The sequence below is a fragment of the Sphingorhabdus arenilitoris genome, assembly GCF_042651485.1.
In the GTDB taxonomy this organism is placed as follows: domain Bacteria; phylum Pseudomonadota; class Alphaproteobacteria; order Sphingomonadales; family Sphingomonadaceae; genus Sphingorhabdus_B; species Sphingorhabdus_B arenilitoris.
Genome location: NZ_JBHSDH010000012.1, coordinates 130527 through 147816 on the forward strand (window position 1 = coordinate 130527; position 17290 = coordinate 147816).

Below are 17290 nucleotides of genomic sequence, written 5' to 3' on the forward strand. Positions count from 1 at the left end.
TCAGAGCACTGGTGCCGCTGGGGAGAATTGAACTCCCGGCCTCGTCATTACCAATGACGCGCTCTACCACTGAGCTACAGCGGCTTATCCAGTGGAAGCGGCCTATGCTTAGAGATTGGGGGAAAGTCAAGCGGCTTGCTGCACCGGTCATGCTTTGGCATAGCGTTCCCATGTCCAAAAAACCATCACAACAAAAAGCCGACCGGTTGGCCGAAGCGCTGCGGGCCAATTTGCGGCGGCGAAAGATACCTAAGGCAGAAGCAACGAAACCCGGTGATGCGGACCGGAAGCAGCCGCCCGTTAAAGATGACGGTGGACCGCCCTCAGCTGTCTGAGATCAAAGGGTTAACCTTGCCCGCCATGCGGCTGCGCCCCTCCATCGTTGCCTGTGTCAGTGTAGATTGGCCAGAGCGTAATTGCCCGGGGGTCAAGCCAGTAAATTGCTTAATTTCGCGAATCAAATGCGATTGATCGTAGAAAGCAGCGCCCAGTTCATTTTCATCCAAACTATCGCCGAGCGCCAGCGCGTGAGCCGCGCGTAAGGCACGATATTTGCGGGCCAGCTTCTTCGGCGGCATACCATAATAGCGTTTCGTCGTGCGTTCCAATTGCCGCACCGAAAGACCGGTTGCAGCAAGCAAATCGTCAACTTGCGGATCGGGGCTGCTGGCAAGCCACTTGTCGACGCGGTAGGTGAATTCGAAAGGGGCCTTATCCGCATTGGCATAAATTTCCCCGATTGCTGCCTCGGCCAGCTTGGTTTGATCGGCCAATGCCGAACATTTTTTCAACTGAGCCCGCAAATCCATGATCCAGTCGCCAAAAATTTCGCGGGCATCAAATGCGTGGTCGATTTTCTTTTCCGCACGCGATCCCATAAGCGCCGCCCAGCCTGCCGGCGTGATACCCCATCCGAAAACCAGCACATCGCCTTTTGTCTTGGTGAGGCAAGGCGCAGTGGTTGGTCCTACAATTGTAACAGGATGACCCGGATCGAACCGGTCCTTCGAAAAATGATATTCGCCTTCTCCATGCAGGTAAAAACGGAACTGAGCGCGGTCAGCCCGCTCCAATTCTGCAAGTGGCGTACCCCTATATTCGAATCGATAAAAAGACGAAATTAGCGGGGCCAGCTTTTCATTAGCCGCTTCATAATCCAGCAGTATCATTTGCGATCCCTCGCGTAAGAGGTAGCAGGAAAATTGGACAAATTCGACAAAAAAAAGACCTGCCCCGAAGGGCAGGTCCAAAAGTTAAAGAACTCTATGTATCAACATTGAGCCCTTCGGGTCGCACAGCCCCTATCGCGCAAAGATGTAAAATAGTCTTGCATGGAATCGTCATTGGTAAAAAAATATCATGATTTTTTGCGCAAACGGCCTTTTTCTGTCCCAAAAAGGTAAAGAAACATTGCGGATTTACAGCAGCTAAGCGATAGGCTGCGCGCTTATGTATAAGCTTTTGCGCCCTGCTTTGTTTCTTTCCGACGCCGAATCGGCGCATGGGCTGTCGCTGGCAGCGTTGCGAATCATGCCGCTGGGCAAATGGCCGGATCCCGATCCAAGGCTGAAACAAGTGGTTGCGGGCATCGATTTCCCCTCGCCCGTTGGCCTTGCCCCGGGCTATGACAAAAATGCCGAAGTTGCCGCGCCGATATTACGCATGGGTTTTGGTTTTACCGAGGTGGGAACATTAACCCCGCGCCCGCAAGAGGGAAATCCCCGGCCCCGCCTGTTCCGTTTGGTCGAGGATGAGGCGGTCATCAACCGCATGGGTTTTAATAATGAAGGGCAGCTTGCCGCATCGATCCGGCTGGAGCAGCTGCGCCGTAAACCGCAACCGGGGCCAGTGGGCATCAATATTGGTGCCAATAAGGATAGCGAGGACCGGATTGCCGATTATGTGATCGGCGTTACCGCGATGGCGCCCTATGCGGATTATCTAACCGTCAATATCAGCTCACCCAACACTCCCGGTTTGCGGGCCTTGCAGGATAAAGGCGCGCTTGATGCGCTGCTCACCGCCGTGATGGCCGCGCGAAGCGACGCAACGCCGATATTCCTGAAGGTCGCGCCCGATCTGCAACCTGCCGACATTGATGACATTGTTTCAGTGTCGCTGGACCGGGGGATTGACGCATTGATTGTGTCCAACACCACCATAACCCGCCCGCCGCTGCAATCCCGCCATGGCGGTGAAGCTGGCGGCCTGTCCGGCGCACCGCTGAAAAAATTGGCGCTGCAACGGTTGAGGGATTTCCGTAGTGCATCGGGCGGCAAAATTCCTCTGATCGGTGTTGGCGGTATTGCCAATGCCGACGATGCCTATGCCCGGATAAAAGCGGGCGCGTCGCTGGTGCAATTATACAGTGCTCTGGTCTATGAAGGTCCCGCTTTGGCCGCGAAAATCAACACAGGCTTGCTGCAATTGCTGGACCGGGACGGCCTCAGCAATATTGCACAGGCCGTAGGCAGCGAATGAAGCATTCTTAAATTTGGACTATCGCAGCAGGCGTTATCGCCATAAAAGGCAGGCATGAAGAAAATAATCCTGTCCGTGCTGACGATTTTCGTAGCTTCATTCCACCAAAATTCTGCTGCTCAGGATGCTCAAACTGCACCTTACGGCGTCACCAGCAGCGCCGATCCGCGTGCGACGGAGGCGGGAATGGAAATATTAGAAAAGGGCGGGTCGGCCTCCGACGCAGCCATGGCGATGATGTTGGCACTGACCGTTGTTGAACCGCAATCGAGCGGCATTGGCGGCGGCGGTTTCCTGATTTATGCCGACGGTGCAACCAATGGATTGACGACAATTAACGGCCGCGAAACCGCACCTGCTGCCGCAACGCCAGACCGATTTCTCGACGAAAACGGTAAACCGCTCGGCTTTTTGAAGGCAATGCCGGGCGGCCGTTCGGTTGGCGTACCGGGCAATATCCAGTTAATGGCGATGGCGCACCGCAAATGGGGGCGCCTCCCCTGGGCCGACATATTTGCGCCCGCCATTCGGTTGGCTGACGAAGGCTATGAAGTGAATGAAACAATGGCCAAGCGGTTGGAGCAGATTGCCCGCTTATGGGGCGATTTTCCCGAAGCGCAAAAGCTGTTCTGGGTGGACGGGAAACCGGCTCCAGCTGGGACCATCATTAAAAACCCGGCGCTGGCGGAGACACTTCGTATTCTTGCATCGCAAGGGCCGGATGCGTTTTATACAGGCGAAATTGCCGAACAAATCGTGGAGGCAGTGCAAAAGGCTCCCGTGAATGCGGGCGATATGACCCTGTCCGATCTTGCCGCCTATAAAGCGAAAGAGCAAAATGCACTATGCACGCCTTACCGCGTCTATGTCGTGTGCGGCATGGGCCCGCCGTCATCGGGCGCGACCACGGTGCTGCAAATATTGGGCACCTTAACCCCATATGACATGACCAAATTGGGCAAGGATAATCCGCACAGCTGGTATTTGCTGGGCCAAGCGATGCAACTTGCCTATGCCGACCGCGAAAAATATTTGGGCGATCCCGATTTTGTCGATGTGCCAACATTGGGCCTGATCGATCCTGATTATCTCAAATTCCGGTCAAAGCTTATCAACCCCAAAAAGGCATTGACCAATTTTGAAGCAGGGACGCCGCCGGGAGCCTCGCCCCGCACGGCGGCGGTGTCGAGCGAAGTCAGCGGCACAACGCATTTCGTCGCGGTTGATCCGCAAGGCAGCGTGGCGACCATGACATCGACGATTGAAGGTATTTTCGGAAGCCAGCTGATTGCGGGCGGATTTATGCTCAACAATGAGCTTACCGATTTCACCTTTGCGCCCGAAGAAAATGGTGCCCCCGTGGCCAACCGGGTTGAGGCCGGCAAACGCCCGTTATCCTCCATGTCGCCCACTTTGGTATTTGATCAAAATGGCCGTAAAGTGCTGGCCTTGGGGTCTGCGGGCGGCAAAAGGATCATCATGCATGTGACCAAAACCCTGATCGGTGTGCTAGATTTCGGCCTGCCATTGGAAGAGGCGATTGCGCTGCCCAATATTTATTTTGGCCGGGGAAAGCTGATGCTCGAAGAAGAGACGCCGCTTGCTAAAATGGCGGAGGACTTGGCCAAATATGGGCAGGAGGTTGACGTGACCGATTTGGGGTCAAAGGTTAATGGAGCGCAATTGACCGTTGAGGGCTGGCGCGGCGCGGCGGACCCACGCGGCGAAGGCACGGCCCAATCGAAAATCATCATTGCACCGCCGCAGACCGTTCAATAGCCGATTGCAGCGCAGCGCTTTGGGCGCTAGCCTGAATAACGCCAGAGAGATAATAATACATTCGCAGGAGAGAGAGTTTGGCCGCTCAGCAATATAATGATTTCGACCAATTCCCCAATTTGGTTTCCATGTTTTATGCCCGCGCGCAGGAGCGCGGTGATAAGCCATTTTTATGGGCCAAAATAGGCGGAGAATGGTTAAGCATTAGCTGGACCGAAGCCGCGCGGCGGGTTGCGGGCTTGGCCAAAAATTTGAAAAAATTGGGGCTGGAGCCGGGGGACCGAGTGATGCTGGTCTCGGAAAACCGACCGGAATGGTGCATCGCTGATCTTGGCATTATGGCGGCAGGCTGCGTCACTGTGCCGACCTATACGACCAACACCGAACGCGATCATCAGCATATTTTGGACAATAGCGGCGCCCGCGCGGTCATTGTTTCGACCGAAAAGCTCGCCAAAATATTGATGCCAGCCGTTATCAAATCCAATGAAGCTGAATTTATCATTGGTATGGAAACGCTTCCAGTGAAGCAGCAGGGGCAACTGCAGTATCGCGACTGGGCCGATATGATCCAAGGCAGCGACGCCGATGTCGCCGCATCTATGACAGCGATGGAAAGCGTGACGCGCGATGACGTCGCTTGCATCATTTACACCAGCGGCACGGGCGGATCACCGCGCGGAGTGATGCAGCCGCATGGCGCAATATTGCATAATGCCGACGGTGCAGCCGAAATTTTGCGCGAAGATTTCGGCTTGGAGGAGGAGGTATTCCTGTCCTTCCTGCCACTGTCTCACGCCTATGAACATTCGGGCGGGCAGTTTTTGCCAATCGCGGTCGGGGCGCAAATTTATTATTCCGAAGGGCTCGATAAGCTGATGAGCAATATCGAAGAGGCGCGGCCGACCATCATGGTCGTTGTGCCCCGCTTGTTTGAGGTGATCCGGCAACGAATAATCAAGGGGATTGAGAAACAGGGCAAGATACCCAATTTCTTTCTCGATAAATCGCTGTCGATCGGGGAACGCGATTATGGTGAAGCGGGCCGCAAGCGCCTGCGCGATGCGCCGATGCGGTTTTTTCTATCGCGAACATTTAAGAAAAAAGTCGGCAAAAAATTTGGCGGCCGGTTAAAAGCGCTGGTTTCGGGCGGCGCGCCGCTGAATCCTGAAATCGGTTTATTCTTTCAATCCTTGGGTATCACTTTGTTGCAAGGCTATGGCCAGACCGAAAGCGGCCCGGTGCTCAGCTGTAACCGTCCAAAGACGGGGCTTAAAATGGATACGGTCGGCCCGCCGCTGAAAAATACCGAGGTGAAGATTGCTGAGGATGGTGAGATATTGGTGCGCGGGCCGCTGGTGATGAAAGGTTATTGGCGCAACAAGGCGGAAACCAACCGTGTTATTAAAGATGGCTGGCTGCATACTGGCGACATTGGCTTGATTGATGAGGCGGGACGGATAAAAATCACCGACCGGAAAAAAGACCTTATCGTCAATGACAAAGGCGACAATATCGCACCGCAAAAGGTGGAAGGGATGCTAACGCTGCAGCCTGAAATCATGCAGGCGATGGTGTCGGGTGATAAACGGCCCTATATTGTCGGCTTGATCGTGCCGGACCCCGAATGGGCGCTGGAATGGGCGCGGGCGCAGGATATGAAATATGATTTCAAAGCCTTGCAGGATAACCCCGCTTTCCGCAGCGCGATCCGTGAGGCGATTGACCGCGTGAATAAGGATTTATCGGTGACCGAAAAAGTGCGGCAATTTGAATTTGCCGATGAACCCTTCACAATCGAAAATGAAGAAATGACGCCGAGTATGAAAATCCGCCGGCACATGATCCGTAGCCGGTATCAAGAGCGACTGGATGGCATGTATAGGTCTTAGGGCTCCGGGACGGCTATATTATTGCAGGTGCCGGGGCGGAGCGATGGATTTTCGGCTGATAAATTCTGACGATAGCTGGGCGTCGTCCAAATCGGTATCGGTCCCATCGGGTAAATAGCGTTGAGCCACTTTTTGCGCGGCCATGCGGCCCATTTCCATAATCGGCCAGCGCACCGTGCTGAGCGGCGGCCAAAGATGTGATGCCGTTGGGGAATCGTCAAATCCGACCAGGGACAAATCTTCTGGTACATTAATGCCCCGCTCCCGCGCGGCATGTAACGCACCTGCGGCCATTTCATCATTGGACGCAAAAATCGCGGTGGGCGGATTATCGCCAGCAAGCAGTTTTTGAGCCGCGACATAGCCTGAATTCAGGCGGTATGTGCCTTCGACCACAAAATGCTCCTCGACCGGCAGGCCTGCTGCTGCCATTGCCTCACGAAACCCTTGCTCGCGTTCGGCGGCAGAGCGAAAGCCCGCTGGCCCTTTAATTAGGGCAATGGCTTTATGGCCTGCGCGGATCAGCTCCGAACAGGCGGCTTTCACGGCCTCCCGGTCATTTGAAAAAACGCTATGCGGTAAATCGTCAAGCTGCGCCGAACCTATGCGCGCATATTCCACATTTTTCGCGCGCAGCAATTCTGCGATCCGGTCATCCTCCGATATAGGCGGCAGGACAAGCGCGGCCAATGGGCGCTGCTGATCCAAAAAATGGGCAATATCATCCAGCATGTCAGGCGAATGGCGGTCGACAGGACGGACGACAAGCGCAAGGTCGGATGTTTTGATCCTATCCAGCACGCCCTTTTGAAAATTCAAAACGGTTTGCGCATTGGGATTGTCGTGAAACAACACGATGAAGAAATTGCGCCGAAGCGCCAATGCCCTCGCCTGCGGATTGGGAACAAATCCAAGCTCATCAATCACTTTTTCAACCCGCGCCCGGGTAACTTCTGTCGTCAGCGGTGATTTGTTCAAAACCCGGCTGACCGTTTTTTTCGACACATTTGCGAGCCGAGCGACATCATTAATGGTCGGTTTTTTATCGGATGCTGTGTTTTGGGCCATGGTCACCTTTATTCGCAGCCGACCAAAACTGGCAGCAACTTCATGTGCGATCTAAGCCAATTTCGGCAATAACGGCAAGCATTTTGCTCGGCCTTTCATTTTATCGGGCAAACAGAGCGCCCCTGTGGCAAAAAAATATATTCAAAAGCGGATGATTGGTTAAATAGAAAGCTGATTCTTTTGGGAGTTTTGCATGATAATAGGTATCGACCTTGGCACAACGAACAGCGCGGCGGCGGTATGGCGCGATGGCAAGGCAGAATTGATACCCAATAGCTTGGGTGATTATCTGACCCCGTCAGCGGTCAGTATTAGTGACAAGGGCGATGTCCTAACGGGCATGGCGGCGCGCGAGCGGCAATCCACAGACCCGGCCCGCACAGCCACCGGCTTCAAACGCCTGATCGGGACGCAGGAGAAGGTGAAGCTGGGCAGGAAAGAATTTTTGCCCGAGGATTTATCGAGCCTGATCCTGGCCAGTATAAAGGCCGATGCGGAGGCTTTTTTGGGCGAGCCTGTTGAAGAGGCGGTTATTACCGTGCCCGCTTATTTCAATGAACAGCAACGCCGCGCCACGCAAAAAGCGGCGCAAATGGCGGGTTTGAAGGTCGACCGGTTGATCAATGAACCAACTGCTGCGGCGCTGGGTTTTGGGATACATGAGCTGGAAAAAGAACATCCCTTTCTGGTCTTTGATCTGGGCGGCGGGACATTTGACGTTTCGATCGTAGAAATATTCGACGGCATTATCGAAGTGCGCTCTTCGGCCGGTGACCCCCGGCTGGGCGGGCTCGATTTCAACGAGGCGGTGATCGCGCTTGCGGCCGAACAATTGGGCGAAAAGGTAAAGCCCTTGCTACAAAATCCGGACTGCGCCGGTGTGATGCGAGAGGCGGCGGAACGCGCGCGCCGTACGCTGAGCGACCATGCCAGCGCCGATTTTAAATTTGTGTGGCAGGGGGAGGAATATAAAACCGAGCTGACCGCCGATGATTTTGAAAAGCAAGCCGAGGGCCTGATCAACCGTTTGCGGGAACCCGTGCTACGGGCGCTGCGCGATGGCGGTATTCGGTCGAAGGAATTGAGTGAGGTTGTCCTCGTCGGCGGCGGGACGCGGATGCCGGTGGTGCGCAAGGCGGTGACGCGGCTGTTTGGCCGTTTCCCCAACCACAGCCTGCATCCCGATCATGCCGTTGCGCTGGGCGCGGCGGTTCAGGCGGGGCTGCGTACGCGCAACAGCGACCTGAAAGAAATTCGCATGACCGACGTCTGCCCATTCAGCCTGGGCGTGGACGTTGCCGAATATGATCAATTTGGCAATATGCGCAGCGGCATTTTCGCGCCTATTATCGAACGCAATCGCACCATCCCGACCAGTAAGGTGAATGTATTTTCCACGATGGCCGATAATCAGCGCGAAGTGCGGTTCGGCGTGTATCAGGGAGAGGCCCGTCATGTCGCATCCAATGTCAAATTGGGTGAGATTAAGATTAAGGTACCGCCCAAACCCGCTGGCCATGTGCAAGTGGAATGCCGGTTCAGCTATGACGTATCCGGATTGTTGGAGGTCGATATTACCGTCCCTGAAACCGGGCAGAAGGAACAGCATATTTTCGGCGGTGAGGGATTGGAAAAAGACGATATGGAGCAGCGGCGCGCTATGCTTGCCAAAATGAAAGTCCATCCGCGTGATGACAGCCTCAATGCGGCGGTCATGGCGCGGGCGAAACGCTGTTTTGAATCGTTATTGGGGGATGAGCGCGATTATGTTGGCCGCTTGCTGCTCGCTTATGAGGGCGTGCTCGATCGTCAGGAAAAGCGGGAGATTGATGAATTTCGCGAACAATTGGTCACCGAACTCGACCGGATTGAAGGCGAAAGGTATCTTTGAGCGTGCCACAAGGTTTTTGGGCAATATTGGGCATTGAACCCAGCAAAGAATTGAAAGTGGTCCGCAGTGCTTATGCCGCGAAGCTGAAAACCATCGATGTCGATGCCGACCCTGCAGCTTTCATGGCGCTGCGTGATGCCTATGAAGCGGCGCAGGATTACGTTCGCTATGCCGCCTATGACGAAGAAGATGATGATTTCGGACTAGACGATTGGGATGATAGCGAGGCGGCAGAGCCAAAGGTTGTCATCCATAGCGCCGAGGCCGCAGGAGACATGGCGCAATCTGCACCGGCGGAAGATGCCGGTCAAAGGAACGACGCTGAAAATCCTTGGACCGAACCCACAGGCGAAGAGCTATATTACCGCATTGCCGATATTTTGCATGACCCCGAAAAACAGGGGCAGAATTTGGGCGAGGAAGAATATCGGACGATTCAAGCCGCGACTCAGGATTTTATCGGCTGGCTCGACCGGGCAACGATTGACGACGCGCGTGATTATGAATTTGCGCTGGCACATTTAATGGCCGCGACCATCCCGCGATCAGACCCGATGCTGGATAAAATTCCGGCTTATTTCGGTTGGGATAATGCCGCCGATAATTATGATTTTCCGCCGCAAGTCGCCGATATATTGGAACGGCGCGATGCCAATCAGGCGATCACTTTATTGGTTGACCCTGCGCACCGGCTACATGATGCCTTTGCCGCGCTCACTTCGCCTGTTGAAACAAAGCGAAACAACCCAGACCTTCGCGAAAAAGTGCGTGAATTGATTCAGTCGGCGCAGCGATATCACCCCTCATTGCAGGCCGCATTTGATTACGACCGGGTGGCCGAATGGGAAAGAACGCTGAAAATCGGGACATTCGCCCCCGGCACAGAAAAAGCGTCAGAAAGCGGCAAAAACTGGTGGAGTTATTGGTGGGTATTCTTGATACTCATCTCGCTGGCCCGTTTCTGCGACGCTGGTAACAAGCCTTCTGGTGCGGATGCCCCGCTCGACATTTCCAGTCCGGCCGCTCAGGCGGATTTGGAGCAGATGTTCGGCACCGTATTTGGCGGGGAGTTAAGCTATATTGAGGCGAAAGCCGTAGCCCCAGTTTTTGCAACCTATGCCGAAATAAATTGGCGCGCAACAAAAGGTGCTGGTAATATATCAGGACAAGGTCCGTTGTCCCTGAACCAGACCGCTACGTCGGTTGTTTATCAAGAGCTGCCCAAAGCAAATGCAGATGATTTAAGGGCCTATTGGCAGCTTTGGAGCGAAAAAGCGCAGAGCCAGCAAAAATTGGGGGTCGCGCAGTGCCAAGATTTTGTAAGCCGTCAACCGCGTCAATTTGACTTTCCTGAAGCGATTAAAAAACGCGATCAAAAGATGATGGCGCATATCATTAAGACTTACTATTCCAACGCATCGCTTGAATATAAACAACGACCAAAGAGCTTCTCGATCTCCGGTGAGATAATAGAGCAGGTCATTGACCAGTCAAAGCTGTCCGAGGCCGAAGTGCGCAGCGTTTTTGAGCGCAAGGGCACGCCGAAAAATGAATGTGCAACGTGGATCGTCTTCACCAAAATTTTGTCCGAAAGCAAAAGCGCCGACGCGGTCACATTGATGAAGGCGATTTAGGCTGACATACAGTTGGCCGTACCGGGCCTAATTTTAGCCGCTGCAATGCGCGCATTGCACTCTTAATGGCAATGTAAGTTCTGCCATGCAATGCGATATGCTCGGCATCCCAAAGCCTGCTTCGGATACAAGCATCCTGGTCAGCCCAAACCCTCAGCTTGGCAATTTTGTGACACGCCGCCGGGCCTGTTGGGCGTTCCCTAGCGGTCTATTTTTCCGCCCAGATCAAAAATTCGACATTGCCCTGTGGTCCGGTAATGGGGCTGGTGGTCAGGCCTTTGACCGTCCACCCGTTTGCGGTGAGCCAAGCCTGTATCTCGGCGCATACCCGTTCATGCACCGCCGCGTCGCGCACCACGCCGCCTTTGCCTACCTCTTGCCGGCCAGCTTCAAATTGCGGTTTAATCAGCGCAATCAACTGTGCGCCGTCCGCCGCGAATGTCAGCGGCTTTTCCAGTACCTTGGACAGGCCGATAAAGCTGGCATCGCACACAATGATGCTGACTTGTTCCGGAATATGATCGGCGGTCAATATCCGCGCACTGGTTTGTTCATGGACGATGACGCGGTCATCTTGGCGCAGTTTCCACGCCAGCTGATTGGTGCCGCTGTCCACTGCATAAACCCGTGCTGCTCCATTGGTCAGGAGAACATCCGTAAATCCGCCGGTTGAACTGCCTACATCCACGGCGGTCATGCCCGCGACAGTAATGCCAAATTCTTTCAGCGCATGATCAAGCTTAATCCCGCCGCGCGATACCCACGGGTGGTCTTTACCCTGTAAGCTGATTTCGGCATCCGCCGCGACTTGCTGCCCGGCTTTCTCCGCCTTTTTTCCCGACAGCATAACCTGGCCAGCCATGATCAGGGCCTGCGCCCGGGTGCGGCTTTCGGCATGACCTTGTTCGACAAGCAATTGGTCGAGACGGATTTTCTTTTGCGCCATGATTTCATGGCCTAGCCGAAGCGCAATAAATTGGCCATAATGAAGGTATGAAAACCCGAATCTATTATTTTGCGCTGATATTGCTGGCCTCTTCCTGCTCGGTACCAGCGCCGCCGCCGACATCGCCTGCGCCCGCCCCGCGCACCGCGCCGCCGGTTTCTGCGCCTGCCGATACCGGGATTAAGCAGCCTACGGGATCATGGCTCGATTGGGATATTGCGCCGGGCAGCTGGGTTTACCGGCAGGATGGCCGGGGATCGATTGCGTTATTTGGTGAAACCGGACGCGATGCGCTGGTCACGCTGCGCTGCGATCGCGGACGCGGGCAGCTATATCTGGCACGGGCGGATGAAAGCGGAACGGGGGCGGGAAGCTTCACCATACGCAGCCATGCGATGATGAAAAGCTATAGCGCGGGAACAACCGGGGGCACGCCGCCCTATGTCGCCGTTGCTCTTGCGCCTACCGATACTATATTGGATGCCGTCGCATTTACGCGCGGACGGATCGCCATCGAAGCGGCTGGACAAAAACATATCGCCATTCCGATATGGTCCGAAGTGCCGCGCGTTATTGATGATTGCCGGTGAATAGGCGCTAACCAAACATGCCTCAGCGGCGAGCGAAGCGTGGATATTTGCCCCAAAAAAAATAAAAAACAAGTCTTGTTTTGAAAACTCCGCTGATTCACAACAGTCATGCGGAGGGCAAGCCAATGCACATAGCAAATTTTCTTCAACAATCGAAAGGAGGTGATCCGATGTCTCATGGTTCAGTTAAGGGGTCGGACAATTCCGTTCGGGAGATCGGTCGCTAAGTCACGCTGGACAGCGTTAAAGAGCGAGGCCGTAATCCTTTCGGCACATAGCAACTTCCGGCAGCGGATGTCAGACCGCTGACCCATGTTTAAGGGGACCGTTGGTGTAAATCCGGCGGTCCCTTTTTCTGTGTTGCAACATGCGGATCGTTAGCGGATCGAGTGGCACCTGAATTGTCGGAAAATTTGACAGCATATTGTTTGGTTAACGTGTTGATAACCATCTAACGCTATGAAAAATAGTATACTGTCGAAACTGGCACAGGCCCTGCATAGACACTATTGTTCAACAACCCCACTTTAAGCCTTTCGGACGGGTTGGCAGCTACTGGTCTCGCGCCAACCCGTCCCGGCTTTCCTTCCACAGCAGAATAAATAGATTGCAAGGCCCCGGCCTTAATCGGCGTTTAGGCCCGCCATGCGCTCTGCCTGATCCTCGGCAATCAGTGCCCTGATCAATTCATCCATGCTGCCTTCTAATATTTCGGGCAGCTTATGCAGCGTTAAATTGATCCGGTGGTCGGTCACGCGGCCTTGCGGGAAATTATACGTTCGGATACGCTCGGACCTGTCGCCGCTGCCGACCATGGATTTGCGGGCGTCGGCCTCCTCGCTTTGTATGCGGCTGCGCTCTGCCTCGAACAAACGCGTGCGCAGGACCTGCAGCGCTTTGGCTTTATTCTTATGCTGCGATTTCTCATCCTGTTGGATCACAACAAGGCCGGTGGGTATGTGAGTGATACGCACCGCGCTATCGGTCGTGTTCACATGCTGCCCGCCGGCACCCGATGCACGGTAAACGTCAATCCGCAGATCGGCGTCATTGATCGCGACATCCACTTCCTCCGCCTCAGGCAGGACGGCAACGGTCGCGGCGCTCGTGTGGATGCGCCCGCCGCTTTCGGTCACCGGCACGCGCTGCACCCGGTGGACACCGCTTTCAAATTTCAGTTTCGCAAATACGCCGTTGCCCTTAACCGAAGCGACAACTTCCTTAAAACCGCCCTGATCGGCGGCATTGGCGGAGATCATTTCCACCTTCCACCCTTGCGAAGCGGCATAGCGTTCATACATGCGCAGCAAATCGCCTGCGAATAAGGCCGCCTCATCACCGCCGGTTCCGGCGCGAATTTCGAGCATGGCGGGCCGGTCATCGGCGGCGTCGCGGGGGAGCAGCTTGATGGCGAGCTGCTGTTCGGCTTCGGCCAATTGCGCCGCTATTTCCTGCAATTCATCCACGGCCATGTCACGTAGTTCGTCATCGGCGCTGTTGTCTTTAACCATCACTTCCAATGTAGCGATTTCGGCGCGAAAGCGGCGGACATGGCGTGCCGCATTCGCAACCGGTTCCAACTCAGCATATTCCCGGCTGGCGGCGACAAAGGCTTCACCCTCCATCGTACCCGACGCCATTCGCGCCTCAAGCTCGGCAAAACGCGCCTCAATTTGCGCAATACGTTCGGACGATATTTTGGTCATGCGCGGGCCAGAAACTCGGGCAATTTATTGAGCGCTATTTCGGTCTGCTCGCCATTAGCCAGATTTTTGACCGCCGCCTTACCTGCTGCCAATTCATTATCACCAATGATGATGGCATAGGCTGCGCCGCTGTCATCGGCCTTTGTCATACGCTTTTTCATATTGCCCTTATAGGCCATATCGCAAGCGATGCCCGCCCGCCGCAGTCCAGCGATAATGCCGGTAGCTGCGCTCTCCGCCGCGTCGCCCAGCGGGATGACTACGGCGTCGGGGCCAGCCAGCACTGGCGCGCCCACCAACATCGCCAGCCGCTCTATCCCTGCGGCCCAGCCGACGGCAGCCGTTGGTTTGCCCCCCAATTGCTCGATCAACCCATCATATCGTCCGCCGCCCAGCACGGTGCCTTGTGCGCCCAGCCGGTCAGTGATGAATTCAAACGCGGTATGACGGTAATAATCCAGCCCGCGCACCAGCTGCGCATTGCGTTCCCACACGACGCCAGCAGCGTCCAAGCCAGCGGTGACAGCGGCAAAGAAATCCTGTGCCTCGCTGCTCAGATAATCGTCGATACGCGGCGCGGCATAGCTGATGCCCCTATCGTCCGGATCTTTGCTATCCAATATGCGCAGCGGATTGGTCTCCAGACGCCGCTGCGAATCTTCGCTCAGCACGTCGCGGTGATCGCCGAAATATTCGACCAGGGCGCTATGCCATTTGTCGCGGCTCTGTGTATCGCCCAATGTGTTGAGGTTCAGCGTTACGCCGTCCGCTATGCCCAATTCTTGCAGTAGCTGATCCGCCATGACCAGCAGTTCCACATCCGCCGCTGGTTCGCTTGCGCCGATAATCTCTGCATCAATTTGATGGAATTGCCGGTAACGGCCTTTTTGCGGGCGTTCATAACGAAATAGCGGGCCATGCGTGGCGAGCTTCATCGGCGCATATTGCTGCCACCCGTTGGTCAGGAAAGCACGCGCGATACCCGCGGTAAACTCGGGGCGCAGCGTAATGCTGTCCCCGCCGCGATCCTCAAAACTATACATTTCTTTCGATACCACATCGGTGGTTTCGCCTAGGGATCGGGCAAAAACAGCGGTCGGCTCTATGACCGGAATATGCAGCCCTTTAAAAGCGTAAAGCCGCCGGATTTTTTCAAACGTCGCGACAACATGAGCGAAACGCTCTTCCATTTCGCCATATATATCCTGCGTCCCGCGCACTGGGTTGGGTGTCTGTATCTTACTCATAATGCCAACGCCCTAGCCGCTTTTGTGATCCTGCGAAAGCCGGTCAATGTAAAGATTTGGCAGAATATTGTTGCTAGACTGAATTAGAAAAATGCGCATAACAAAGCAGCATGACCAAAAATATCCTGACGCTCGCCTGCGCCGCCGCTGCCACCTCCCTGTTGTCCATTGCGCCTGCGGCCGCGCAAAATAGTGCTCCGCAAATCACGCCTATAGTTTCCGTGATTCCTGATCCTGTCGATGTGTCTCCGCCCGGGCCGATGGTGCTGGACGTCGACGCCAGCGATATTGCGCGCGCCATATACCGGGTGAAGCAGACAATCGCCGTTGACCCGAATAAACCCGTGATCCTGCTTTACCCCGAATGGTTGCCAGGTAAGCATGGCCCGCGCGGCGCGTTGGCGGAATTGACTGGGCTAACCTTCAAAGCCGATGGACAGCCTGTGAAATGGACCCGCGATCCGGTTGAGGTATACGCCTTTCATATCGACGCGCCCAAGGGAACGAAGGTGATCGACGCGGAATTTCAATTTCTGACGCCGATCCGGGGCAGCGAGGGCCGCCGCGTGATCACGCCGGAAATGATGAATGTGCAATGGGAACAAGTGGCGCTTTATCCGGCGGGCCATTTCACGCGTGCAATCCGTGTCCGGCCAACGATAAAGCTGCCCGCGGGCTGGACCGGGGTTGCGGCGCTTGATGGCGCGGTGCAAACGGGCGACACGATACGCTACGCCGAAACCGATTTTGAAACGTTGGTTGACAGCCCGATGTTTGCCGGACGCCATTATAAAAAATGGGATTTGGGCAATGACGTTACGCTGAATATCTGGGCGGATGAAGCCAAACATATTGACGCAGCCAAGCCCGAGCATATCGCGGCGCACCGCGCGCTGGTCGACGAAACCGTCATCCTGTTCGGATCGAAGCATTTTGACCGCTACGAATTTTTGCTGGCGTTGACCGAGGAATTGGGCGGCATTGGACTTGAACATCATCGCAGCAGCGAAAATACCCGTGGCACCGACTATTTCAGCAAATGGGATGTCAGGGGCAGCGAGCGGGGGCTTTTGCCGCATGAGCTCGTGCATAGCTGGAACGGCAAATTCCGCCGCAGCGATGTGATGTGGACGCCCGATTACCGCACGCCGATGCAGGATAACATGCTCTGGCTTTATGAAGGGCAAACCAGCTATTGGGATTTGGTGCTGGCGGGTCGTTCCGGTATTCAAAGCAAGGAAGTCGTGCTGGCCGATTGGGCGCGCAGCGCGGCTTATTATTCCATCCAACCCGGGCGTCAGTGGCGCAGCGTCGAAGATACCACGCATGACCCGATATTCGCCGCCCGCAAACCGAAACCGAATAGCAGCTGGTCGCGCGGAGAGGATTATTATAATGAAGGTTCGCTGGTCTGGCTGGAGGCGGATATGACCATCCGGCAATTGTCGGGCGGGAAAAAGTCGCTTGATGATTTTGCCTTGGCTTTCTTTGGAATTAAGGACGGCGACTGGGGGACCGTGACCTATAATTTTGACGAGGTGGTCCGCACATTGAACGCGGTGCAGCCTTATGATTGGGAGAAGTTTCTCGACACCAGGCTGCGCCAACCGGACCAGGCTGCACCGCTGGGCGGTGTTGAAAAAGGCGGATACCGGCTGGTATTCAAAGAAACGCCGAACATCGTTGACAAGGAGCGGGTGGCGGAAAATGGATCGCTTGACCTGACCTACAGCCTTGGGATGTATGTCGATAAAACCGGTAGAGTGGAATCGACGATCTGGGACGGAGAAGCCTTTCGCCAAGGTATCGTGACCGACAGCAAAATCGTCGCGGTCAATGATATGGCCTATAGCAACGACCGGATGACAGACGCCATTGCAGCGGCGAAGGATGGCAAAACCCCTATCCGATTGATCATAGAGCGCGATAAAAGATTTCGGACGGTGGATATAAATTATGCTGGCGGCCTGCGCTATCCGCATTTGGAGCCGGTATCGAAAGGAGAGCAGCTGTTGGACAGGTTGCTGCTGCCTCGCCGCAAATAAAGGTCAATTTT

Annotated in this window: 13 protein-coding genes and 1 tRNA gene; 8 read left to right on the forward strand and 6 right to left on the reverse strand. The window is 55.0% G+C overall.

All coding sequences use genetic code 11. From position 1 onward, the window contains the following. Positions 1–9: 9 nt before the first annotated feature. Positions 10–84 (reverse strand) — tRNA-Thr (locus ACFOWX_RS03770). Between the two features lie 20 nt (positions 85–104). Here ACFOWX_RS03770 and ACFOWX_RS03775 point away from each other — a divergent pair. After that, positions 105–335: a hypothetical protein gene (locus ACFOWX_RS03775; RefSeq protein WP_381421450.1), complete on the forward strand. Its 231-nt coding sequence runs from the start codon at positions 105–107 to the stop codon at positions 333–335. On the opposite strand, the gene ACFOWX_RS03780 is transcribed toward ACFOWX_RS03775, so the two are convergent. Continuing rightward, positions 324–1169, reverse strand: coding sequence for an AraC family transcriptional regulator (locus ACFOWX_RS03780; RefSeq protein WP_381421452.1), 846 nt, complete (start codon positions 1167–1169; stop codon positions 324–326). The genes ACFOWX_RS03775 and ACFOWX_RS03780 overlap by 12 nt on opposite strands. A 280-nt stretch (positions 1170–1449) precedes the next feature. Between ACFOWX_RS03780 and ACFOWX_RS03785 the strand changes: the two genes are divergently transcribed. The 3 genes from ACFOWX_RS03785 (at position 1450) to ACFOWX_RS03795 (ending at position 6152) form a co-directional block, all read left to right on the forward strand. Beyond that, positions 1450–2481: a quinone-dependent dihydroorotate dehydrogenase gene (locus ACFOWX_RS03785; RefSeq protein ID WP_381421454.1), complete on the forward strand. Its 1032-nt coding sequence runs from the start codon at positions 1450–1452 to the stop codon at positions 2479–2481. Positions 2482–2535: 54 nt separating this feature from the next. Then, positions 2536–4260, forward strand: a complete 1725-nt coding sequence (ggt, locus tag ACFOWX_RS03790) for a gamma-glutamyltransferase (protein WP_381421456.1) — start codon at positions 2536–2538, stop codon at positions 4258–4260. A gap of 128 nt (positions 4261–4388) precedes the next feature. Continuing rightward, entirely contained in the window at positions 4389–6152 is a 1764-nt protein-coding gene (locus tag ACFOWX_RS03795) for an AMP-dependent synthetase/ligase (protein WP_381421588.1), read from the forward strand. 18 nt (positions 6153–6170) lie between these two features. On the opposite strand, the gene ACFOWX_RS03800 is transcribed toward ACFOWX_RS03795, so the two are convergent. Beyond that, on the reverse strand, positions 6171–7220 hold the full coding sequence (locus ACFOWX_RS03800; RefSeq protein WP_381421459.1) for a LacI family DNA-binding transcriptional regulator: 1050 nt from the start codon (positions 7218–7220) through the stop codon (positions 6171–6173). Positions 7221–7413: 193 nt separating this feature from the next. Between ACFOWX_RS03800 and ACFOWX_RS03805 the strand changes: the two genes are divergently transcribed. Both ACFOWX_RS03805 and ACFOWX_RS03810 read left to right on the forward strand, forming a co-directional pair. Continuing rightward, a complete protein-coding gene (locus tag ACFOWX_RS03805; RefSeq protein WP_381421461.1) occupies positions 7414–9111 on the forward strand; it encodes an Hsp70 family protein in 1698 nt (565 codons plus the stop codon). After that, positions 9108–10745 carry a hypothetical protein gene (locus ACFOWX_RS03810; RefSeq protein ID WP_381421463.1) on the forward strand — a complete coding sequence of 546 codons (1638 nt, stop codon included), beginning with the start codon at positions 9108–9110 and terminating at the stop codon, positions 10743–10745. The genes ACFOWX_RS03805 and ACFOWX_RS03810 overlap by 4 nt, the downstream gene beginning before the upstream one ends. Before the next feature lie 208 nt (positions 10746–10953). Here ACFOWX_RS03810 and ACFOWX_RS03815 read toward each other — a convergent pair whose 3' ends face one another. Further along, entirely contained in the window at positions 10954–11691 is a 738-nt protein-coding gene (locus ACFOWX_RS03815) for a TlyA family RNA methyltransferase (protein WP_381421465.1), read from the reverse strand. A gap of 47 nt (positions 11692–11738) precedes the next feature. On the opposite strand from ACFOWX_RS03815, the gene ACFOWX_RS03820 reads away from it, so the two are divergent. Continuing rightward, a complete protein-coding gene (locus ACFOWX_RS03820) occupies positions 11739–12281 on the forward strand; it encodes a hypothetical protein (RefSeq protein ID WP_381421467.1) in 543 nt (180 codons plus the stop codon). Between the two features lie 623 nt (positions 12282–12904). Here the strand turns inward: ACFOWX_RS03820 and prfA are convergent. Together prfA and hisS are read right to left on the reverse strand one after the other, a co-directional pair. After that, a complete protein-coding gene (prfA, locus tag ACFOWX_RS03825; protein ID WP_381421469.1) occupies positions 12905–13987 on the reverse strand; it encodes a peptide chain release factor 1 in 1083 nt (360 codons plus the stop codon). After that, a complete protein-coding gene (gene hisS / locus ACFOWX_RS03830) occupies positions 13984–15234 on the reverse strand; it encodes a histidine--tRNA ligase (protein ID WP_381421471.1) in 1251 nt (416 codons plus the stop codon). The genes prfA and hisS overlap by 4 nt, the downstream gene beginning before the upstream one ends. 110 nt (positions 15235–15344) lie before the next feature. Between hisS and ACFOWX_RS03835 the strand changes: the two genes are divergently transcribed. Further along, on the forward strand, positions 15345–17279 hold the full coding sequence (locus tag ACFOWX_RS03835; RefSeq protein ID WP_381421473.1) for a M61 family metallopeptidase: 1935 nt from the start codon (positions 15345–15347) through the stop codon (positions 17277–17279). Positions 17280–17290: the final 11 nt, after the last annotated feature.